This window comes from Paenibacillus sp. FSL M8-0142 (assembly GCF_038597315.1).
Classification (GTDB): Bacteria; Bacillota; Bacilli; order Paenibacillales; family Paenibacillaceae; genus Paenibacillus_AQ; species Paenibacillus_AQ lactis.
The window spans coordinates 104,217-127,682 of record NZ_CP152008.1; the positions used below are offsets into that span (position 1 = coordinate 104,217).

Annotated in this window: 16 protein-coding genes; 11 read left to right on the forward strand and 5 right to left on the reverse strand. The window is 48.9% G+C overall.

All coding sequences use genetic code 11. The features are described 5' to 3' along the window. Positions 1-75 precede the first annotated feature (75 nt). Entirely contained in the window at positions 76-2,709 is a 2,634-nt protein-coding gene (locus NSQ46_RS00490) for a family 16 glycosylhydrolase (protein WP_342576009.1), read from the reverse strand. Between the two features lie 225 nt (positions 2,710-2,934). Here NSQ46_RS00490 and NSQ46_RS00495 point away from each other — a divergent pair, with 225 nt between their 5' ends. Next, entirely contained in the window at positions 2,935-3,534 is a 600-nt protein-coding gene (locus NSQ46_RS00495) for a uracil-DNA glycosylase (protein ID WP_342576011.1), read from the forward strand. A 127-nt stretch (positions 3,535-3,661) separates the two neighbouring features. On the opposite strand, the gene NSQ46_RS00500 is transcribed toward NSQ46_RS00495, so the two are convergent. Both NSQ46_RS00500 and NSQ46_RS00505 read right to left on the reverse strand, forming a co-directional pair. Further along, a complete protein-coding gene (locus NSQ46_RS00500) occupies positions 3,662-4,051 on the reverse strand; it encodes a hypothetical protein (protein ID WP_342576013.1) in 390 nt (129 codons plus the stop codon). Positions 4,052-4,139: 88 nt separating this feature from the next. Further along, positions 4,140-4,541 (reverse strand): hypothetical protein, encoded by a 402-nt coding sequence (locus NSQ46_RS00505; protein ID WP_342576015.1) that lies wholly within the window; start codon positions 4,539-4,541, stop codon positions 4,140-4,142. Positions 4,542-4,792: 251 nt separating this feature from the next. On the opposite strand from NSQ46_RS00505, the gene NSQ46_RS00510 reads away from it, so the two are divergent. The 6 genes from NSQ46_RS00510 to NSQ46_RS00535 all read left to right on the forward strand — a co-directional run bounded on the left by NSQ46_RS00510 (position 4,793) and on the right by NSQ46_RS00535 (position 14,921). Continuing rightward, the gene (locus tag NSQ46_RS00510) at positions 4,793-6,658 is read left to right on the forward strand and encodes a sensor histidine kinase (protein ID WP_342576018.1); all 1,866 of its coding nucleotides are present in this window, start codon (positions 4,793-4,795) and stop codon (positions 6,656-6,658) included. Continuing rightward, positions 6,655-8,205, forward strand: coding sequence for a response regulator transcription factor (locus NSQ46_RS00515; RefSeq protein WP_342576020.1), 1,551 nt, complete (start codon positions 6,655-6,657; stop codon positions 8,203-8,205). The genes NSQ46_RS00510 and NSQ46_RS00515 overlap by 4 nt, the downstream gene beginning before the upstream one ends. A gap of 270 nt (positions 8,206-8,475) precedes the next feature. Further along, complete coding sequence (locus NSQ46_RS00520; RefSeq protein ID WP_007129078.1) at positions 8,476-9,405, forward strand: sugar ABC transporter permease; 930 nt, start codon at positions 8,476-8,478, stop codon at positions 9,403-9,405. Positions 9,406-9,426: 21 nt separating this feature from the next. Then, the gene (locus tag NSQ46_RS00525; protein WP_099478038.1) at positions 9,427-10,374 is read left to right on the forward strand and encodes a carbohydrate ABC transporter permease; all 948 of its coding nucleotides are present in this window, start codon (positions 9,427-9,429) and stop codon (positions 10,372-10,374) included. Positions 10,375-10,489: 115 nt separating this feature from the next. Then, positions 10,490-12,013: an ABC transporter substrate-binding protein gene (locus tag NSQ46_RS00530; RefSeq protein WP_342576023.1), complete on the forward strand. Its 1,524-nt coding sequence runs from the start codon at positions 10,490-10,492 to the stop codon at positions 12,011-12,013. A gap of 127 nt (positions 12,014-12,140) precedes the next feature. Further along, positions 12,141-14,921 (forward strand): discoidin domain-containing protein, encoded by a 2,781-nt coding sequence (locus tag NSQ46_RS00535; RefSeq protein ID WP_210094102.1) that lies wholly within the window; start codon positions 12,141-12,143, stop codon positions 14,919-14,921. A gap of 241 nt (positions 14,922-15,162) precedes the next feature. On the opposite strand, the gene NSQ46_RS00540 is transcribed toward NSQ46_RS00535, so the two are convergent. Continuing rightward, on the reverse strand, positions 15,163-16,236 hold the full coding sequence (locus tag NSQ46_RS00540; RefSeq protein WP_210094101.1) for a hypothetical protein: 1,074 nt from the start codon (positions 16,234-16,236) through the stop codon (positions 15,163-15,165). Between the two features lie 71 nt (positions 16,237-16,307). Continuing rightward, the gene (locus tag NSQ46_RS00545; RefSeq protein ID WP_342576025.1) at positions 16,308-16,748 is read right to left on the reverse strand and encodes a MarR family winged helix-turn-helix transcriptional regulator; all 441 of its coding nucleotides are present in this window, start codon (positions 16,746-16,748) and stop codon (positions 16,308-16,310) included. Between the two features lie 131 nt (positions 16,749-16,879). Here NSQ46_RS00545 and NSQ46_RS00550 point away from each other — a divergent pair, with 131 nt between their 5' ends. The 4 genes from NSQ46_RS00550 (at position 16,880) to NSQ46_RS00565 (ending at position 23,050) form a co-directional block, all read left to right on the forward strand. Continuing rightward, positions 16,880-17,371: a CarD family transcriptional regulator gene (locus tag NSQ46_RS00550; RefSeq protein ID WP_007129072.1), complete on the forward strand. Its 492-nt coding sequence runs from the start codon at positions 16,880-16,882 to the stop codon at positions 17,369-17,371. Positions 17,372-17,607: 236 nt separating this feature from the next. After that, on the forward strand, positions 17,608-18,123 hold the full coding sequence (locus tag NSQ46_RS00555; protein ID WP_210094099.1) for a hypothetical protein: 516 nt from the start codon (positions 17,608-17,610) through the stop codon (positions 18,121-18,123). A 329-nt stretch (positions 18,124-18,452) separates the two neighbouring features. Next, a complete protein-coding gene (locus tag NSQ46_RS00560; RefSeq protein WP_210094098.1) occupies positions 18,453-18,983 on the forward strand; it encodes a DinB family protein in 531 nt (176 codons plus the stop codon). Between the two features lie 596 nt (positions 18,984-19,579). Further along, on the forward strand, positions 19,580-23,050 hold the full coding sequence (locus tag NSQ46_RS00565) for an S-layer homology domain-containing protein (RefSeq protein WP_210094097.1): 3,471 nt from the start codon (positions 19,580-19,582) through the stop codon (positions 23,048-23,050). Positions 23,051-23,466 lie beyond the last annotated feature (416 nt).

Consider the following 23,466-nt stretch of genomic DNA (forward strand, 5'->3'; position numbering starts at 1 on the left):
CCTGATTTTATATCATTACCACGCTCAAGCAACCCTAAAGCAGGCATCGATTTTCCCTCTACCCGCTCATACCGCTTATTCCGGTGTCCCCTCCGTCACCCCATGCACATACGTCTGCCAAGGGGTATCCAGTGCTCCTTGCCCTGGGTTATAGGTAAAGAAATACTCAACCGTATCCCCATGCTTTAGATTATTGACAGGGTAAGTGTAGTTGCCGTTCCCCGTAGGGGTCATGGCTACGTTTAGCTGCACGCCGTTGTTGACCTTATAGTGCAAGTCGGCAAAGGTGGCGCCGTTAACATAGAACAGCAGGTCATTGCCGATTTTCTTCAATCCCTTCACCTCATCGCCGATGACGATGACGGTGGAAGGAGGCGGTACAACGGTGATGGTGGAGCTGGCGGTTTTATTTCCGTCCGCGGTTGTCGCCGTGACGGTTGTCGTGCCCGGAGCGAGCCCGGTCACGAGACCGCTCGGACTTACGGATGCCGTGCTGCCGTTCGCAACCGACCACGTCACGTGCTTATTCGTTGCATTGGAAGGCGCTACATTGGCGTTTAGCTGAACGCTTTGCCCGACTTCCACCTGCGCCGTGCTTGGATTCACCGTTACGCCGGTAACGGGCACGTTTCCAGGATTCTGGCCCCCGCCGTCTCCTTCCTTGTACACCCGGACATAGTCCACCTGCATCGTTGCAGGGATATCGGACGGATCCGGGGTCCGGCCGCCGTCGAAGGTTCCGCCAATCGCCAGGTTCATAATGAGGTAGAACGGCTGATCGAACGGGGCGTTCGGATTGTTCGGCTCTGCTGCCGAATACCATTGATCCCGGGTCACTTTAAAGAAGAATTTGCCGTCCACATACCATTTAATATTGTTCTCTTCCCAGACAACAGAATAGACATGATAGTCATTGGCAAAGGTCTGCCCTTCCGGGAAGTGGTATTCGCCGGAAAGATGCCGGTTCGTCGGCCATTGCCCGCCAAAGTGTACCGCGCCGCTCGTCACGCCAGGCAAGCGTCCTCGTGCTTCCATCACATCGATTTCACCGGAGGATGCCCATGTTCCATACACATTATCCTGCGGAAGCATCCAGAGCGCAGGCCAGATACCGTTGCCGGTAGGCAGCTTGGCACGGAAGTCCACTCTACCGTACTTGAGGGAAAAATGATCCTTGGTGTTGATCTTCCCGGAGGAGTATTGTGCATACCGATTAGGATCCTGCGGGAAGGATTTTGGCTCGTTCAATGCTCGAATATTGAGCTTTCCGTCCTGTACAAAAACATTTTGCGCACTATTGGTATAGTGCTGCAGCTCCGAATTGCCCCAACCCCAGGTATTCGGATCATCATTGAGATAATACCCTGTTTCATAATTCCATTTGCTGTTATCCAGCGTCGTTCCGTTAAACTCATCCTGCCAGATCAGATTCATGCCCGCGATGGTTGGATCGCTTGGCGATCCGATCGGAATATCCTCCTGATCAGTGATATCCGGACGAGGAGCATCGGGATTCCCGATCAAGGTGTAGTTGATGTAATTGCTGCCCACGCTTCCACCTGCCTGCCCGTTTAATGGATAGCCAATACGGATTTGCATGTCCTCTTGGATCGGCTGGAACCACAGGCCATAGATATGATCGGCCCAGTACCCCCACTGATTGGCAGGGGACATGTTATTGTAGCCGTTTGCCGAGTATACAAATCCGCTCTGGCTTGAATTGTCCAGATCCACCCACTGCCCGTTGATGTTAATCTGGTATACGAAATTGCCAAGCTCCGTGCCGATTGGCGCGCCCCCATCAATCTTAGGCAGCGGAATCCCGATAGCGCCGCTCGCATCAGCTGTAAAGGTCGTTCCTTCATAAGGCGTAAGCACATATGAATTTCTTACGGGTTCGTTAAAGGTGATGGTATACACGATGTTAGCGGAAGAGGTCTTCGATTCCAATTTGACGTTGATCGACTCCGTGACGTTAAACCAGTAGCCGCCGCCTCCATCGGTGAATTGACCGAAGTTCTGATCATAGATCCAGCCGCTGGCGGCATTGTTGTCGATATCGATCCATTCGCTGCTGTTGACGGGCTTTACATACACCTTCAAATCGTCCGCAACGGCTTCATAGGTGATGGCTGGATCATTGTTGAAGATCGGATAGGTGAAGCCCGCACCGCCCGTAAAACCTGCCGTAATTTGCGGCCCTTGCGTCGGGGTCATCGCCGTGATGGTCGTTTTGTTGATGTTTTGAAAGACCAGCCTGTAATCCAGCGTCACCCCATTCGCTTTGGAGTACAGCTGAATCTCCGTTGTTGTGGAGAGGGTGAACCAATAGCCGGTAAAGCCGCCGTCGTTCCAGTGACCCCAGTTCTGGTTATAGACAAAGCTGCCGACACTGTCGATATCGACCCAGCTGCCGTTCACCTTCACCTTCACACCCAAGTCTTGGGCAACATCATTCCAGGTGGCGGCGCCTCCGTTGAAGATCGGCATCACAAAACCGTAGCTGGCTTGGCCAACCCCTGATTTTGTTATCACTGGCCCGTCTGCAGCGGAAAAGTAAGACATCGAGGTAATGGTGGTTCCAGCCTCTTCGGCTGCCTGAACCTTCGACGTCGGCCACAGTCCGATGCTGGCCAACAACACGACTGCCAAGAACAAGCTCAGTCCCTTGTGCCTAAACCGCCTCTCCGTTGTGTAAGATCGCTTCATAAATACCCTCCCTTAATCATGGATTTCCCCGGTCTATACGCATATCAGAAAACGCTTACACCGGTGAGCATCTTTATTCTATCGGAGATCATGAACCGATGAACAGGCACGATTTTTTTGGTTGGGTCTCATTATTTCGGGTGTCCGAACCATAGGTGAGGTCAAGTTTTAACTTTAGGTGGGCATAATGGAACCATTGCTTGTTAACGGAAAGGAGGGGTATGCATGTCTAAGGAAATGGATCATTCCTGTGTCATCTTGCCGGAAGAGCAAGCGCCCGAAGATATGCGGCATTGTGAGCGCTGCGAGCTGTACAAACAGCGGAATCGTGTCATCTGGGGAGAAGGGAATCCGCAGGGCTCGCTGATGTTGATTCTGGATAATCCGGGAGCCCGGGAGGATCGGGAAGGCAATCCGTTCTTGTGCGGGACCCGGGAAACCCTCCAACTCGGCATGAGGGAAGCGGGGATCGAGATCCACTCGGTATACGTTACTTATTTGCTGAAACGCCGGCCAACCCGCGCTTACGATAAGCCTGCCACCCGTGCAGCATGCCTGCCGCATCTGCAGGCGCAGCTCCTTCAGAAGCAGCCGCTTGTACTATTTGGATTTGGGAATGTCGTAGTCGAAGGATTATTCCCGCAGAAGAAGAACGCCACCGTTAAGGAGCTGCGGGGGAGCTGGCATGAGTTTGAAGGAATCCCGATCGGCTTTACCTATCACCCGCTGGCCGTAAGAAGGAGACCCAATTTGCTAAGGTATTTTGTCGAGGATTTGAAGGGTTTGAGGGAGAAGTGGGAGGAGAGGGCAGGTAGGGGGAGGTAGGTCATTTTTAGCTTATATTAAAAGAGGAATGGAAAATCACTTCGATTTCATCACTTTTGATCAGTACTCTCACTGACAACGGAAAAGAAAAAACCTTGAGGAATCTCTTCCTCAAGGTAAGAAGTCACTATTCGCAATAGATTGAAATGAATTCTATGGGTGCCTCTAGTTCGTTCCAATCATCAATATCCTCTAATTCAAAACATATTCCAGGATATTCAGGTAGTTTGTAAACATAGTCTTCTTTAATCCACTTAATACCTAAATCATTTAGGTCAGAGAGTGTGCCTCCTATACCAATTTTTTCAAGAAATTTTCCCTTATACTCACCAAACATCGATATTTGGGTTACGTTATTTTGATCTTTATCAATCCAAAACTTAATAGAGTCTGTTGATATGGTAAAATGATTGTCTAACTCTTCCTCAGTATAATCAATGTCTTTTATTTTTTCTTTTATTTCTTCAAGTCCGCATCCAAGTTGATAGGAGTCAACGCCAACACCGTTAATAATCATGGGATAAAGTAACACCCCTTTTACTTATCGTAAAATTCCCTTTTGCTCTGTACAAATAAATGTCCTAGTTTAGTCGGTTACTATGTGGTTACTCTAAATCCCCAAACCAACAATTAATAAATCTGATTTTGGGATGTACATAGATAACATCGTCGTTCCTATCATTTGTGTGAGCTGATGATTTATTGTTGTCCCATATCCAAACGTTACATAATCTCTTGAGCATATAATTTGCACTATCAAGAGTTATAGGATTAACTGTTGTGACATCGATCACCGCCTTATACCATGTTTCAATCTTCCAGTATTTTTCACAAGATGAAACCTGGTATGTTGAAACTAACTCTGCTAATTCCGATAATACCTCGTTAATTATTGCAGATACCTCTTGTTCCGAATCGCTTTCAATGAATAAACTAATTTGAAGCATTATCTCCCCCCTTAAAGTTGAAAAGTAAAGCTGAATCCCATCTGTAAACAATTCAATCATTTGCTTTAGTCGCACCTTTTATTGTACTTGATGACACATTAGCTGATGTATTGGCCTTGGGCTTATTGCTTTTTGACAAGCTCTGTAGATTCTTCTCAACTCCCTTCCTCATTTCCTGCACAATCTGCCATACCGCGATAGGAGAATGTTGGCGAACGTCCGGCAGCAATGATCGGGGTTTAGGCTAGGCGAGCATAGAATGCAATTTTCAATTGCCGGGTTTTCGGAAAGGGTGTACACTGAGTGCCGAAGTGACCATTATAGAACAGGGTGTGTTTCATATTTTCAGAAGACTGCGCCAATTCTATTTAAATCATTTGAAGCGAAAGATGTTCAACAAAATCGTCGTGCTGTACTCAACCGTCATGATCGTGCTGTTTGCGATTGCGGCAACGCTGGTTTATCAATACCAGGAGCAGCGCATACTCCGTGAGCAGACCGATGCGAATCTCAAATCCGCGCATGTGCTGAACATTTATTTGAGCAGGCAGTATGAGGGCATACAGAATATATTTCAGCAGATTTACGGAGATGCCACGCTAAGCGATGAGCTGATCTATTTTCTAAACCACGAATATGAGAGTTACCTGAAATACCGGTTGGATTTGTACACTAGGGCAGGAGAGCAGCGATTACGGTCTTTCAATACCTTGATAAGAAATTATCTGGAGCAGGAATCAAGCGCCAGAAGCGTCTCGATCTACAGCTATCCGAACAATTTTTACATGCATATCAGCCGGACCAACCAGCAGTTGAATAATGATGCCGGATCCAAGAACAAGTGGGAGACCTGGTTTGCCCGCCGGGAGCAGCACAGCTGGGATACCATGCCTCCAAACGAATCCTCGCGTTCATCCGGAGGCTCCAGTCCAAGATCGTATTCCTATTCCAGAGAACTGAAGGACCCCTGGACCCTGAATCGGGTGGGGATGATGAATGTGGAGTTCGACGCCCGGCAAATTTCATCCTGGCTGGAGAGCCGAGCTTCGGTCAAAGGCCGGATTATGGTGTTGAATGCACAGGGAACGGTCATTTACGATTCGGAGGATGAGTATTACGGGCAAACCTACCCCTACCATTTGGAGCAGGAAAAAGCCGGGGATTGGGTGCAGCTGGATGAACCCTCCAAAGTGAACATATTGAATGTCAGCAATGCGGGCTTGTCGGTGGTGGGAATTGTGTCGCAATCCCTGATCAAAGAGAGCACGGAAAGTTTAAGAACGGGACTGATTCTGGTCACCCTTCTGTTTATTGCGGCCAGTTTTGCGATTACGGTTACGATCATTCGCAGGTTCTCCAAGAAAGTGCAGCGGATTATCCGTTCGATGAACCGGATCGGCGAAGGCGATCTGTCGACGCGCATTCAGATGTCCGGCGAAGATGAGCTGCAGCAGATTTCCCGCCGGTTTAACGACATGGGCGACCGTTTGGAGCAATATATCGATAAAATGTATACCTCGGAAATTAAGCAAAAGAACGCGGAGCTGGTTGCCCTGCAATCCCAGATCAACCCCCATTTTCTATACAATACGCTCGAATCCATTCGCATGAAGGCGTACTTTGTGGGCGCGAAGGAAGTGGGGCAAATGATATACAGCTTGTCGGTGATGTTCAAGAACATGGTGAAAAAAAGCACCGTGGTTACCGTTGAAGAGGAAATGGACATGTGTTCCGTTTACCTCGACTTGTTCCGCATTCGCTATGAAGGACGGCTGGAGACGGAAATCGAGGTGGATCCGGAGATCCAAAATGCCAGCATCATCAAGCTGCTGGTTCAGCCGATCGTGGAAAACTATATCGTTCACGGATTTCGTCCGCTGGACGACAACAATAAAATTTCGGTCCATGCCCGCCGGGCGGGGGACCGGGTCGTCATCATCGTATCCGACAACGGAACGGGCATACCGGAGGAAAAGCTGGCCCAAATCCGCAGCACGCTGGACAAGGTTCTCCAGCCTCCCGACAAGGGATACCGTTCGATCGGACTGATGAACGTGCACGAGCGAATCGTGCTGAACTACGGGAGTGATTACGGAGTGACCATCAACAGCACGGAAGGACAGGGAACCGAGGTCCGCATGGAAATACCGATGCTGCGTAAGGGGGAGACGACATGAGGAAGGTATTTTTTGTTGATGACGAGCCTTTAATTGCCCAGGGCCTGGCCACCATCGTGGATTGGCAGAATTACGACCTGCATGTGTCAGGTTCGGCCAACGATGGGGTGCAAGCGCTTGAGCGGTTAAGGGAAGATCCTGTGGATCTGCTGATCACGGACATTATGATGCCCAGAATGAACGGGCTGGAACTGATCAAGAAGGTAAAAGAAATGCATCCGCGCACCAAATTCATTGTGCTGAGCGGTTACGAAGAATTTGAATATGTGAAGGTGGGGATCACGCTCGGCATCCAGAATTATATTCTGAAGCCGATCAGCATCGAGGAGCTGGAGGCGACGATCAAGCATATCCGCGGCGATTGGGAGCGCGAGGAATTGAGCCGGTTTCGTTCCGAGGAGGATTGGAGGATCCTGCGCAGCAATATTTTGCAGCGGTGGGTTAACGGCGATATCAAGAGCTCGGAATTAAAACAGAGAGCTGAGCTTCTCGGAATTCCGCTCAATTATGCGTCTTACCAGGTTTATGTTCTGCGGCTCATATCCGACGAACGCCCGGTATCCCAGCTCTATCGCTTAACCAGCCTAGCCGATGAATGCAGCCGGGCTTTTTCGGAAGTGCTGGGGGGAGATCATGAGGTGATCTGTTTCCCTGATGCGGATGACGACATCGTTATGATGTCGGCCGCGAGGAATGAACGGAGGGACGCGGAGCGGGAGGGTATGAGAAATGCCATGGCCCGGCTGCGGGAGCTGACTGGCTTGCGCATATGGTGCTCGGAGGGCAATGCAGGCTTCAATGATTTCAAAGATATTCAGGAGAGCTACAGGAAGGCGAAGGACCTCTTCAACGCCTGCCTGATTGCCGGAGATGACATGATCCTATACAGTTCGGCTGCGGAACCGGAGGCCGTTCAGGCTTCTTCGCCGTCCGCTCGTCCCGATACGTTCGCGAAGCTGCTGATCGAGGGAGACATCCCCTCCCTGCAGGCTTATATCGAGTCCGTTCTGGGCGGTGACAACAGGGAACCGATGGTTCCTCGGGAGACCTGCTTGAATGCGGCGGTCCAGCTGATGGTCGCGGCGAAGGATATGGAGAAAAATCCGGATTACAGCGAGGTATTTACGCCAATGTACCGGATTAATACGCTCCAGGGGCTCCGAAATCATGTATGGCGCATCGTCGAGCGCAGTCTTGCGCGCCTGGAAGAAGCGGAGCAGGGCTATAGCCCGCATGTCTCGTTTCTTGTGGAGCAGGTGCAGCATCACTATCCGGAGGAGCTTTCCCTGAAGACGCTGAGCCAGCGGCTGCAGATGCATCCGAATTATTTAGGTCAGCTGTTTCAGCAGGAGGTCGGCGCAAGCTTCTCGGATTATTTGAACCAATACCGCATCGAGAAAGCCACGCAGCTCCTCTTGCATACGGATCAAAAGACGGCGGATATTGCGTTCAGCGTGGGTTATACGGACAGCTCCTACTTTTATAGGCAGTTCAAAAAATATACCGGCGTATCTCCAACCGAGATGAGATCCATGTACCGGAACTAAATCGACCGGGAAACCAATTGCGACAGGCCCATGGGTGGACAACCCTTCGGCCTGTTTTTTGTTAAAACCCGACTTTTTGAACACGCACTTATAGGGGATTCTTTAATTTGTCCATCCCGTTCTAGTATTTTTCAACTTGAGCGCGATAGCGCTTACTTGGCACAATGATAGTAGTTAAGGGCAAGTGATAGAATAGCGCATCGATAAAGATCATGGGGATCTTCTACTGCAGTCGCATCACTTGTTTAACAGGGAAGAGGAGGAGTGCTCATGTCGGGGTTCATCAAAAAGGTCATACGCAACCGGTTTATGCTGCTGATGATCCTGCCCGGAACCATATGGTTTCTTATCTTTGCTTACTTGCCTATGTTCGGTACCGTTCTCGCTTTTAAGGACTTCCGCATTAGCCCGGACGGTTTTTTTGCCAGCGTGCTCAACAGCGAATGGGTAGGGTTCAAAAACTTCGAATATCTGTTTACAACCAATGATGCTTATATCATTACAAGGAATACGATTCTGTACAACCTGGCTTTTATCATTCTGGGCCTGATCATTGCAGTGGGCTTCGCGATCATGCTAAGCGAGCTTGTCAACAAGCGCACGGCTAAGGTATATCAGACCGGCATGTTTCTGCCGCATTTTTTGTCGTGGGTTATCATCAGTTATTTTGCGTTCACGTTTCTTAGCGTCGACAAAGGGACGCTCAATCAAATCATCACTTATTTTGGGGGAGAGCCGATCAGCTGGTACTCGGAAGCGAAGTATTGGCCCTTCATTCTCGTTTTTGTCGGCATCTGGAAAGGCGTAGGCTACAACAGCGTTATCTATCTTGCGGCTATTACAGGGATCGACAAGTCTTATTATGAAGCGGCCGTCATTGACGGAGCCAGCAAGTGGAAGCAGGTGCGGTACATCACGATTCCGCTGCTGAAGCCGCTCATGATCATCCTGACTATACTGGCGATCGGCGGCATCTTCCGTTCCGATTTCGGATTGTTCTACCAGCTTCCGAAGGATTCGGGCGCGCTGTACCCGGTTACGAACGTCATCGATACCTTCGTCTACCGCGGGCTGATGAACATGGGAGACATTGGCATGAGTACGGCAGCGGGCTTGTACCAATCGTTTGTCGGACTGATTCTGATTCTGGTTGCCAACTATATCGTTCGACGCATTGAAAAAGATCATGCGATCTTCTAATCCGAGGGAGGTGTACCGTTCATGACGCAGCTATCTACGCAAACCGCGAATCAACCGGCAAAGCGTTCAAAGAAGAGGGACTACAACGCCATCTCCCCATTGTGGAATACGATTTTCAATATCGTGATCGGCCTCTTCTCGTTTTCCTGTATCTTTCCGTTTCTATTTGTTATTATTATTTCCCTGACGGACGAACAGACGCTGGTTTCGGAAGGCTTCAGGCTGCTGCCAAGTCAGTTCAGCACGGCAGCGTATGAATATATTTTCGAAACGGGCAGCGAGCTTTTGTCCTCATTCGGCTTAACGCTTCTGATCACGGTGCTGGGGACGCTGGTGAGTCTGGCATTGGTTACGACTTATGCCTATGCATTGTCCCGTCGAAATTTTGAATTTAGAGGCTTCTTCAGCTTCCTTGCATTCTTTACCATGCTGTTCTCAGGCGGTATGGTGCCTGGTTATATCGTGATGACCCAGTTCCTGCATCTGCAGAACACCATCTGGGCGTTGATCTTTCCATTATCCTTGAGCGCGTTCTCTATCATCGTCATGAGGACCTTCTTCCAAACGACGATTCCGGATGAAATTATCGAGTCCGCCAAAATCGATGGAGCCGGCGAGTTCCTGACCTTTATCCGAATCGTGCTGCCGGTTTCGCTCCCGGGGATTGCAACCATTGGTTTGTTCAGCTCTCTGGGGTACTGGAACGACTGGTTTAACGCCTTGCTGTATTATAACGATCCACAAGCGACGCCGCCGCTGCAGTTCATGCTGATGAAGATCGAGAAGAACATGGACTTTCTGACGCAGAATGCGCAGAATATCGGTTCCTTCGACGCAGCAGCAAGCCTGCCGACGGAGACGGTAAGAATGGCGATGGTCGTATTGGCGACCCTGCCGATTGTTATGGCGTATCCGTTCTTCCAGCGGTATTTTGTCCAGGGCCTGACGGTAGGCTCGGTCAAAGGCTAATTTCATAAGGTTGTACCCGCATCGCACACGGCCGGAGTAATCCGGCTTTCACGTCTGAGGTGTGTAAGCGGTGTCAATATAGCATTAACCATTAAGTGATACAGGGGGAAAACACATGTTTAAGAAAAAGGCTTCTATACTGTCCCTTGCTCTTGTGCTTTTGCTCACGGTCGTATTATCGGCTTGCGGCGGCAAGGAAGGCGCTAAGTCTGGCGAGCCCGCGAAGGAAGAGACTGCCATTCAGAGCGACGGCACGGTGGATGCATCCAAGCTGGACCCGGTCAAGCTCAAAATGTACATGATCGGGCCTAACCAGAAGGATCTTCCTAAGGTTCAAGAGGAGATCAATAAATACCTGACGGAGAAAATCAACGCTACGATCGAGATCAATATGATCGACTGGGGCGATTACAGCCAGCGGATGCAGGTCATTACCAGCTCCGGCGAGAATTACGACATCGCCTTCACCAGCTCATGGGCATTTGATTATCTTCCAAACGCGGCGAAGGGTGCCTTCAAGCCCCTGAATGACTTGCTTGATCAGTATGGACAAGGCATTAAGGAAGCACTGGATCCCCGTTTCCTCGAAGGAACGAAGGTGAATGGCGTGAACTATGGGATCCCGGCCAATAAGGAGCTGGCACAGCAGTTTGTATGGCGTTTCAACAAGAAGTATCTGGATAAGTACAACCTGGACATTTCCAACGTGACAACGCTTGAGGATCTGGAGCCGCTTTTGAAAACGATTAAAGAGAACGAGCCGGCGGATATTACACCGCTCGCCGTACCGAAAAGCTTTAAGCCGTACTTGCCGGTTGACTTCCCGCTTGGTGATGAAATTCCGATCGGCATGTACCTTGATACCAAAGACTTTAAATTTGTGAATCTGCTGGATACACCTGAACTGAAATCGGCTTTGGCCACGATGCGCAAATACTATAAAGCGGGTTATGTGCGCGAGGATGTAGCGACGCTGGACGGCATTGATAATATCAAGACCGGCAAATGGCTCGTGGACCGCGAGATTACGCAGCCATATGCAGAGCTCGGCTGGTCCAGAAACGCAGGATATGACATTGTGACAAGACCGATGCACGATCCGGTGATTTACACCAGCTCCGCAGCGGGTTCGATGATGGCGATTTCTTCGTATTCCAAAAATCCGGAGCGGGCCATGATGTTCTTGAACCTGCTGAACACGGATGAGAAATTGCGTAATATGATTCAATACGGTTTGGAAGGAACGCATTACAAGAAGCTTGAAGGGCCATACATCGAGGATATGCCTGCAATGCAGGAAAACTATGCAATGCCTGGATTTGCGCTCGGCAATATGTTCCTGACGTACCTTCATGAAGGCGAGCCTGAAGACAAGTGGGAAGCATTCGAGAAATTTAACAGCTCCGCTGTAGTAGCACCTACATTCGGCTTTAACTTCGATACGGCTCCGGTCAAAACAGAAGTTGCGGCCGTGACGAACGTAGCGAAGGAATTCATTCCTGCACTGTATACCGGCTCCATCGATCCTGACGAATACTTGCCAAAAGCAAAACAAAAGTTCCAGGATGCTGGAATCGACAAAGTTATCGCTGAGGCTCAAAAGCAGTTCGATGAGTGGAAGGCAGCACAGAACAAGTAAGGCATAAAAAGTGATTGAAGAGTAGAAACGGCTGATGATGATAGCCGTTTCTCTCTATTTATCATCACGCTCCTGTAAAATACTAGAAAAACTGCATGATCATTATCCGTATAGGAGGTTTTTTCGAGTGAAAAAAATCAAACCGGGTTATTTTACTAAAGCTCAGTGGAAGCGAAGAATGACCGTATGGATGAGCACAGCCGTGCTGGCAGCAGCCCTGACGGGTTTTGCTGGAGAAGCCGAAGCGGCGCAGCCTCATTCGTCCTATTGGTATCCGAACACGCTGCTGGAATGGTCGCCGTCAACCGATAAGGATGCGCTTTTTAACCGGGGAACGGTGAAGCTGGAGACCAAGCGGGTTCAGGGCCATAAGGTCAACAGCCATGCCAAAGAGGAAGTGAAGGTACTATCGATTGCTTCCATGTATCCAAGCACAAGCGGAGCTCCTTCCCAAGGCTCGGAGAAGTTCCATACGTATACGTTCAGTAATTGGCAGTATATTGACAAGCTGGTGATGTGGGGCGGCTCGGCAGGTGAAGGCTTGATCGTTCCGCCAAGCGCCGACGTGATCGATGCAGCCCACAAGAATGGCGTGCCTGTGTTTGGAACCGTTTTCTTGCCGCAAACCGAGCATGGAGGCAAAATCCAGTGGCTGCACGATCTGTTACAGCAGCGGGAGGACGGATCCTTCCCGGTTGCAGACAAACTGATTGAGGTTGCTGCGTATTACGGATTTGACGGTTGGTTCATCAATCAGGAAACGCAGGGCGGAACGCCTGAGGATGCCGCCAAGATGGCTGAATTTTTAACGTATCTTCAGCAGAAGAAGGCACCGGGCATGGAAGTGATCTGGTACGATTCCATGATCAAGGACGGACCGGTGAAGTGGCAGGGAGCTTTGACGGATCAGAACAAGATGTTCTTCCAGGCGGGAAATCAGCGCGTTTCCGACAATATGTTTATCGATTTCCGCTGGCAGTTCAAGGACGAGAAGAACGGCAAATACGATTATATCACGCCGTTCTTGAATTCCCCGGCGAAGGCGGCCGAGCTTGGCCGCAGTCCGTATGATCTGTACGCCGGAATCGATGTGGAGGCAAACGGCTACGAAAGCAGGTTCAATTGGCCGGTCGTGTTCCCGGAAGGCAAGAAAGCGACCACTTCCCTCGGCATTTACCGTCCGGATTGGGCGTTCAACAGCTCTGAGACGCATGAGGAATATATGAACAAGGAGCAGATTTTCTGGGCTGGGCCCCGCATGAACCCGGCGAATACCTCCCAGCCTGAAGGAAGCGACCCGCTCGCCTGGAGAGGGATTGCCCATGATGTCGTTGCCAAAACGGTGCTTACTGATTCCGAGTTCGTCACCCATTTTAATACGGGGAACGGCCATATGTTTGCGGTGGACGGCAAAGTGATGCGGAGCAGCGATTGGAGCAACCGGAGTCTGCAGGATATTTTGCCGACCTGGCGCTGGATCACGGAAACCAACGGCAAGGGCGAAGCCATCAAGCCTGGATTTGATTTCAGCAAATCCTACTACGGAGGCAGCTCGCTTCAGGTAGCAGGTCCCGTCAGCAAAGGTTCTTCTACCCATATCAAGCTGTATAAGGCGGATATCCCGGTCGAGGCAACGACGGAAGTATCGCTTGTTTATACTGATAATGCGAAGGATGCCAAGGTGAAGATCGGGTTGGCCTTCTCCGATGCGCCGGATGACTATGTGTTCTTCGAGCCGTCCAACTGGACCCAGGCAGGCGCGAATCAGGATTGGAAGCAGGGGAGCGTCAGACTTAACAAGTTCAAAGGACGTACGATTGCGGGAATTTCGCTTCAATTCGAATCCGCGGCGGATATGGCCAATTATCAGGCCAATATCGGCAAACTGGCCGTTACACAGGTGAATGACAAGGCGAAGAAGCCGCACCAGGTGACCGATCTGCAGGTGATCGAGAACGACTTCCGCGACGGAATCTATGGGGATGCACGGTTGTCCTGGAAGGCACCGAAACAGGCGGAGGACGTAATGTATTATCAGGTGTACCGGGTTCATCCGGACGGCAAGTACGAGTTGATGGGCATGACGGGCAACACCGTTTATTATGTGCCTGAAATGAAGCGTCTGCAAAAAGAGCAGTCTACCAAAATGGTCGTGATTCCGGTGAACCGCCATTATGAACAAGGAAAAGCAGCGTCCGTAAGCTTTGACTGGCCGGAATACCCGAAGCCGACGGCAGCCTTCAAGGCGGACAAGACGCTGATCGCACCGGGAGAAACGGTACAATTCACGGATCTTTCATCGGAAGTAACAGAGTCCTGGAGCTGGAGCTTCCCGGGCGGACAGCCGGCGTCCAGCACGGAGCAGAATCCTAAGGTGACCTATCCGGAAGAAGGAACGTTCGAAGTGACGTTAACCGCTAAAAATAGCATTGGCGAGGACGTGGTTCGGAAGAAGCTCATCACGGTTACACGAGAAGCGGAGAATGGCGTTGGCAATCTTGCCCTTGGCAAGAAAACGTCAGCATCCAGCTTCGTGAATGAGAAGGAAGCACCTGCATTTGCGGTGGACGGTAATGCCGCCACCAAATGGTGTGCGGTCGGAGACGGGCCACATTCTCTGACGGTGGATCTCGGAGCTGAGCACAAGATCAGCGAATTCGTGATCAAGCATGCGGAGGCGGGAGGCGAGCCGGCCGCATTCAACACGCGGGCATTCACCATACAGGTAAGCTCGGACGGCAAGGAATGGAAGGATGCGGTTTCGGTCAAAGACAATACGGAAGCGGTCAGCAGCCATGCCATCGAGCTTACCTCCGCACAGTACGTTCGTCTTCAAGTCGAGAAAGCGACCCAAGGCGGGGATACGGCCGCGCGGATTTATGATTTTGAGGTATTGGGCTTGAAATAATATGAATGAGCAAAAGAGCGTTTCCCTAAAGAGGGGAACGCTCTTTTTTAAGCTGCCGGCCAAGTTTATTTCATCAAGGTCTCCATTAGCACAACGAGCTGCTGGCAGGAAGTTCTCTGCCTGTACATGGAAGCGTAATGCGCTAAGGGGGTTTAATCAATGGGTATTATAAGAGCGGGGGACAGGTACAGCAAGTGTGTGAAGCATCGGCTCCTGAGTAGGTAACAGGGATGCTTGCCACTCACAAGTAAATCCTCCGAGCCTCCTCATCGAAGAATTCAATCACACTCCCATAATCGGCAATATCGATCCGGTTCTGCCGCATGATCTTCTGAAGAAAGATGGTATCCGCGAAGATTTTATTTAGAATCGTCTTGCACCATGCCGGAGTGCCTCTAAAGTAGTCCACCAGATGATGAATTTCATCAAACTCAAAATAAAGAACATAGCACACGTAATTCTGCAGCAATATGCTGAAGCAATGATCACGATATGGGATAGAGCGAGTGCCTGCGAGAGCATCTCTCATGATGTCGAATACCGTTGATTTATTTTCCGAGTACATATGGAGCATCTCGTCCACATCATTGATCAGTCGGAGTGCAGCCTCGAAGCCTTCTTCCGGGGGCAAGACCAGCTTGGTCGACTTTCCCTCGATGGACCTAAGCAGCTCAATCGTTAGGTTTTTGCAGGCGGCGATTTCATGGGGAGCTATCATTAATTGATCGCGATGCTTATCGAAATGCTCGATGTAGTAATCATGGTACGCCGAGAAATATGGCTCGATGTGGATGCCGGTTTTCGTATGAACCAAATCCTGACCGTGGAATGAAAAAGCGTAAAGCGTCTCCTCGTTCACCGGGTGGGCATACAGGTAGAAAAAGAGGAAAAAGTCCCTTAATTGAAGCTTCTGTTCATCGCTCAACCGGGAGACACCGTTTAATTGAGACAACTGGAAGTAACAATAATTCTTCATCAAATCATTCATGGCGTTGTACGGATTGCTTCGAACAATGGATGTCGTCGAGTTGATGGTAAACAACAGATAATAGAGTATCTGTTCATCGTAGACGTCCAGCTGCTTAAACGTGTCCGCGAGCACAGGCTTCCAATCCGGGCTCGCAGCATATTGGGGATCTCCCGGCTGTAAATCATACGCCCATTCAACAAAAGCCTGACCGTTGCGATCGACAAAGAATAACGCTGCTCTTTCGTCTTCCAGAACGCCATATTCAAAGCCAACGGTCTGTACCGACGGCAAGCCTCTGTTGAATTTTATATTTAAATATTCATGAAATAGGAGCTGAAGCTTCATTCATCTTACCCTCGATTCTTATCCATTTATTATGGTTAACCGGATGATCTTCAGCCAAGGGCTAGGTAAGGTTAAACACTCGTCCCCAAACCCCAATCCATCGTTAAAAGCCGCTTAAGCTGATCCGCTTGCTCTTCTCCGATCGAGGCGATGATATTGGCCTCAAGCTTTGCCTTGATCGCTTCGTTGTGCTCAAAGCACTCCTCGCCGAACTGCGTGAGACGGATGCACTTGTCTTTATTGTTATGCTGCGCTCTGCTGACCTCGACCAGTCCTTTGGCTTCCAGATTTTTAATGAATTTATGGGTAGCCTGACGGGAGATATCCACTTGTTTGGCGACATGGGATATCGTCGTTTGTTTCTTATAGATTCTCGCCATAATAAACCATTCGGAGTTCGATATATGAAGGTCATGGCTTTTATGCCACAAGCGGTCGTTTAAGGTGCGGAGAAGGACATGACGTTCGCTTATCAGGTCGATCAGATCCACGGTCTTCACTTCTACATGCATTGGTCATCATTCCTTTCAGCAATTCCTCCACCAATATACAAAAGTTCACGATTCTTCGTCAACTAAGTTGACGATAGTGTATAATAGAGGTACATAGTCAACCAAGTTGACAACGTGAGGAGGACAACAGCATGTTTGAAACGGGTCATTTGGTTATCTATTCAGTTCATGGCATATGCCAAATTGATGGGATCAGCGAGAAAGAAGTCTTGGGCACAACCAGACGCTATTATGAGCTGCATCCGGTAAGCAACGTGAAATTAAAGATTAGCACGCCAGTAGACAACGACAGTCTGCTCATGGTCGAACTGATCGATCGGGAGGAAGCCGAGAAGGTCATGCAATCCTTTAAATCGCCGGGCACGGGATGGATTGAAAAAAATACGGAGCGTTTCCAGACCTACTCCAAATTAATTAGATCAGGCGACCGGGAGGAGATCGCTAACATTATCAACACCTTAATGCGTCACAAGCAGAAGGCCGAAAGCAACAACAAAAAGCTGAACCAACAAGATCAAGTGATGTTAGCTTCGGCTCAAAATATTTTGTTTCAGGAAATGGCAATTGCTTTGGATACATCCTATGAATCGGTATTGGGCAAGGTAAACGGCATGCTGGCGTAAGCGCTGGCTGACCGAAATTCAGCAAGGCGAGGGCAGAGAGACTGTATGTATGCGATCCAGACTTCATTATTACAATAAAAATCACCAATCCGTTATCGGTTGGTGATTTTTTTGTTTCGGACGTTCATTCTCTATTCTATTCGGATAATTATTCACAGAATGTTCACTTATGAAGAGCCTCCCTAAATCGCTAAAATAACACGGTGACACATTAGATGAAGGGTTGATGATAGGAGATGGCAAACCAGAAGGACGTGGAGACAAGACTGCCTAGGAACGGCAAAGAGGGAATATTATTTTTATTGATCGTATCGATTATTTCGGTCAACACGATCGCGCCGATCATTATTGGATTGGAGCGCGGGTTCAGCAAAGAGGTTTATCTGGATAGTCTAAAAGTGATTCCTATCATGTGGGTCATCGTCGTGTTATGCGTGAAGCTGATCGCTGGCCCGATTGTTGGCAAGATGATGCCTAAATTCTTGGGGCAGACTGATGGGGTCAATGCAAGAGTATTATTAAATATTGTGCTCAACGTAACGGTATTATCACTTCTTCTCTCCATTATTGGCCCCATGGTAGGTACCAAACACATCAGTTTGGATCCGTTTAAAAACTTCCTCCATACCTGGCCACGAAACTTCGGCATTGCGTTCTGGATTGAAGTGTTGATCGCACAGCCTATCGCAAGATACGCGATGAAGGTTCTGCACTCAAGACAGGCAAGCAAAGCATCGAGCATACAAGCGTAAGATCGTGAGGCCGTCGATTCGTCGATGGCCTTCTGTTGTCCGTAAGGGATCAACCAAACGGAATCAGGCCGCGCTCACATCTAATTAGTCTGGAATTGACACCTCCCTGTTCCCCTACTAAGATAGAAAAAATATATATATCGCAGATGGAAATGAACGAGAGGATCCTGCTTATTCCGAAATGGACATTCAAGGAGCACAGGAGCTTGCCATCTCGATAATGAATGAAGACCAAAATCCGAATATAAATGTATTAATGTGGGATGCAACCCTTACAGAAATAAAGAAATAATTGGCCGGGAAGCCATTATTGCAGGAGGAAGAGCCTGATGCTTAAAGATTTGCAAGGCGAGGCAAATATGTCCCCGATCGTTGGGATGTTATATTCCGCGGTGAAAGAAAACAGCCAGCGACTTCAGTTGATTACGAAGGGCATGTCGCAGGAAGAAGTCGATTACAAGGGACCCGATGGCAGCTTTAACAGCACTGCTCAATTAATGAGACATATCCTGTATGTTGATTTGAATTGGGTGTACCGGATGAAAGGGGAGCCGCTCCCTCATTCGTTACAAAAACAATACGGTCCCATGATCGATGTGAACAACCGGCTGCCGATGATCCAAGGCAAGTCGCTCAACATGCTGATATCGGAGTATGAAGAGGTGTTAAGCATGCTGAAAGACATCTGTACCCAATTGCAGGATGCTGATTTAGATCGGGTGGTCACCTTTGGTCATGAGAATGAAAAGCAAGCAACGATTCGCTGGGGATTATGGCATATGGCTGACCATAACCGCTATCATCAGGCGCATATTAATCTGCTAAGAAAATGGTATGCAGAGCATTCGCCTTCAAAATAAAGGGACATCAAGTTTAAAAAATTGGGCATCTGCAGATGTAACCTTTTATGCGAAGCGGAAAGGGGGGCCAGGATGCGGTGCCGAGATTTCAACCAGAATGCGGTACGTCTGGCCGATCTTTCATCGATATGTGGGAGAGGCTGGAATTGCGTACATCCTCAAAGTAACCTATGATGGCTGGAAGGTTAAGCAATGACGCGTGCAGAGCAACCGCACTGATGGTAAGAATGCTGAAAGTGGCTGACCTGATTGATAAATAATGAAGCAACGCAAACAACCATTGATGACATGAACGTCTTCGATGGTTGTTTTCTTTTGTTCACGTGCACCGATATATCAATTCTCATAGATAAATTCTTTAAGGTTATTCAGATTTTATTCAGACTGCCTCTATATAATGTAGTGGCGTGTATTTCTATAATTCGACAGTGACTTTGAATAAGATCCTCGGTCCAACAAATTTCGTATTTAGGAATCTAACAGAGATGTAGCCTGGATTTAAAAGGATAGAGATTATGTGAGGGGTATTTTAACTATTCTGCATAATTACTTAAGCGAAGCGGCTGTTGGAAAGGGAAGACACGAGGCTTACAAATATGATGAAAAAGATAGGAGGAAAGAAAAACGTGTTTAAATCTAGCAACAAGCCTCGTAAGAAAAAGCATGCAGCATTGTTCCTGGCTTGCGTTCTTACTATTGGTGGTTTTCCGGTAGGAGCTGCTAAAGCTTCAGTCTACGCGGCTGATACAGAACAAGCCTTAATTACCACATCCGGGGGTACGACCAGCTATGATGTTGTTGACGGGGGAACTCCGACCGGGGTAGTTATTGATCCGGAGGTTCTGATTCTTAACTCTCCCGATACGGCTAACTTGGATGCTGCAACGGTAATGATTGAAAATTTCCAGACCGGAGATACATTATCATATACCTTGGCTGCGGGAATTACAGCAAAAAGAAATACCCCCGATAACGGCGTTCTAATGTTTACGGGAAAGGCTTCAGCAGAAGCTTATACGCAAACATTATCCAGTGTTAAGTTCTCGACGACGTCCAGCGATAAATCAGTGAGAACTATTAAATTTACCTTAGGCGATGCCCTTCCTTATGAAGGTAACGGTCACTTTTACAAATATGTAAATAAGGGCAGCTCAATTACTTGGGATAAAGCGAAGCAAGAAGCTGAGGGTATGACTTATTTTGGACGGCAAGGGTACCTGGTCACGATTACAGACGCCAAGGAGAATGAGTTCGTAAAAGAAAAGACTCTAGGCTTGGGCTGGATTGGCGCACAGGATATCGAACGTAAAGATGGTGGACCTAGGAAAACTGGTGACTGGCGTTGGGTAACCGGCCCAGAAGGTGAAAAGGATAGCGGTAATGGCTTGAAATTCTATGAAGGCTATTATCAAACCTCTGGGAAGCCAGTAGACGGAGCGTATACCAACTGGGACGCTCAGGAGCCTAATGATTACAGCAATAAGGAATATGTAGCTCATATTTTTTCATCTGGTCAACAAGCAGGGAAGTGGAATGATTATCCGAATGATAACAACGTTACAGGATACGTCATTGAATTCGGTGGTATGTCAACTGACACCAATTACGAGGTTATCGCCGAGAAATCCGTAGCTTTTGTTAACATTACCGAACTGAAGAAGGCGGTTGAGCAACTCAGCCAATTGAAAGAAGAAGACTACATGGAAGACGAGTGGCCAGCGTATCAGCAGGCACTGGAACAAGCCAAAGCAGTGCTTGAAAACAGAAACAAAACGCAAGAGCAAGTAAATAAAGCGCTTGAGGCCCTAAAGGCAGCGGAAGATCAACTGAAGACCCGGATTAAAATCACGCAGCCGGCTGGCAGCCACGCATACGTAGCCAAGCCTGAGTTTAAAGGTGAGTCTGCTCCTGGTGCGGATGTCACGGCCGTGATTAAAGATAAAGACGGGAAAGTGATTGGCACTCCAAAAGTCAATGTGAATGCTGACGGGACTTGGAGCTTTGAGCCTGACCAAGATCTGCCGGATGGGGACTACGTGGTTGAAGTGACAGCCACGAAGAACGGCGAGTCCAATACCGCTGTCAAAAATGTGACGGTGGACACGACCAAGCCACAGCTTGCGATCACTGAACCAACCGGTGAGCTGGTATCCGTGGCTAAGCCGGAAGTCAAGGGCAGCGCAGACCCGGATGCCAAAGTAACCGTAGATCTGAAGGATGAGAACGGAAATGTCATTGAGACTCGAGAAGTCGAAGTGGACAGTAGTGGCAACTGGAGTTTCATCCCATCAGCTGACCTGGCGGATGGTAAATATACGGTCGATGTAACGGCAATAAAAGACGGCAAAGTGTCCAACGAATCCAAGACGATCGTGGTGGATGTATCCGGAAATTCCCATCTCATTGGTTTGGAATTGAACAATAGCAATGATGGTACACCGATTGGTCTGTCACCTGAGTTTGCTGAAAATACTCGTGAATACACCGCATCCGTTTTCGCTGCAACGTACAGCGTCTATCTAACACCAACGCTGGACGAGCTGGCTGGCCTGGATCCGAATGCCAAGATTGAGATTTCACTCAATGGCGGTACCTGGATGGATGCAGCTGACGGTAAGGCAAGCGATCATTTGCTTTTAAAAGAAGGCAGCAACACCATTGAAGTCAAGGTAACCGTAAACGGTAGAGAGACGATTTATAAACTAACCGTATATCGAGCGTTCAGTGGCGGAGGAGATAACAACAATGGAGGCGGAAACGGAGGAGGCGGAAGCACGCCGGGAACAACTCCAACACCTCAGCCGGAAACTCCAAAGAGCAATCTGGATGTCCGAGTGGACGGCAATGACAATCCATTTGCCACCGGTACCACGACAGTTACGGATGGCCGTACCGTAACCTCAGTGAAGGTAGATCAGGGCAAGCTGGTTGATGCAATATCCAAGAGCACAGATCCGAAGCTGGCTATTCACTCGCCGAATGAAGGTGACCTGACAGTTGGCGGCTTGACTGCGGATAATCTGAAGCGGCTCGGCGATAAGGGCGCAAGCTTGGAAATCAGCAACCCGCTCGCCATCTATCCGGTTCCAGCCGGTAAAATGAATCTGTCTTCCGTAGCTGGGCAGCTTGGAAATGCCGCGCTTGGTGATATTGCAGTCCGTATCGACATTAAGCGTGCTTCGGAAGCCGTGACCGCATCTGCCAAGAGCAAGGCGACATCGGCAGGCTATGAGCTGCTGGTCGATCCAATCGATCTCGACCTGATGTTTGCTCACGAAGGAAAGAACGTGAGATCCGGTCAGCTGAGCGGATATGCGGCGAAATATATCGCTCTTCCGGAGGGCATCGACCCTAACCGGATCACAACAGGGGTTGTAGTCAACCCTGACGGCAGTGTGTACCATCTGCCAACTGTCGTAACGAAGATCAATAACCGTTATTTTGCTCAGATTAACGATCTCCGCAGCAGCGGAACCTATTCGGTCATCTGGAATCCGCAGGATTTCGATGATGTGAGAACACACTGGGGCAAAGCGGATGTGAACAATATCGCGGCAAGACTGGATTTGAAGGGCAACGGGAATAACACATTCTCGCCGGACCGCAGCGTTACGCGCTCCGAGTTTGCAGAGATGGTGGTTCTCGGTTTAGGCTTGATGCGTCCTGAGGCTCCACAGATGAGCTTCCCGGATGTTCCGGCAACAATCTGGTATCGTAATGCGATTGCGATCGCCGATGAATTCGATATTGTCCGCGGTTATGACGATGGCAACTTCGTCGGCGGCCGGCAAATTACGAGAGAGGAAGGGTTCGCCATGGTAGCCCGGGCTCATCGCCTGATTCTCTCTCAGAATGCAGTAGAACAGGATACTTCTGTTCTGGCTCAATATAAAGATGGAGATAACGTAGCGAAATGGGCTAAAGCCGATGTAGCACAATTGATCTCCGCAGGCATCATTCGCGGGAACGGTTCGGAACTTCTTAGTCCGAAAGCGCAAATGACGCGCGCCGAAGTCACCGCACTGATTGCAAGAATGCTGAAAGTGACGAACCTGATCGATAAGTAGAAGCGACCCAAACAACCATTGATGACATGAACGTCGTCAATGGTTGTTTTTCTATTTAGATACGGTGACCTATTGTTAAGCGGCGTGACGAACGATCGAACTTGAAATATAAATCACGGAGGTATCAGATGCGTATAACGTGCAGATCCTTTATCAATGGAAACATAGGGTGGTAAGCGGAGCAGATTCCAGGCGTGTCCCATCGATTTAGAGTCTCCATCGGAACCTCTATTAACAGAGTGGGTTAAATCGAGAAATTTATTACTTTTGGCTTATTAAGAGAAGAAGTACGGTCAATCGGCTGGATTTTAAGTAGGAGAAGAAGTAAGATATGGTTGTAAAAATATAGATATTCAATTGGAAAAACATTAGATTCCATTGTTGCTCCGGCAGTCACCGACTGATGAATTTGAACA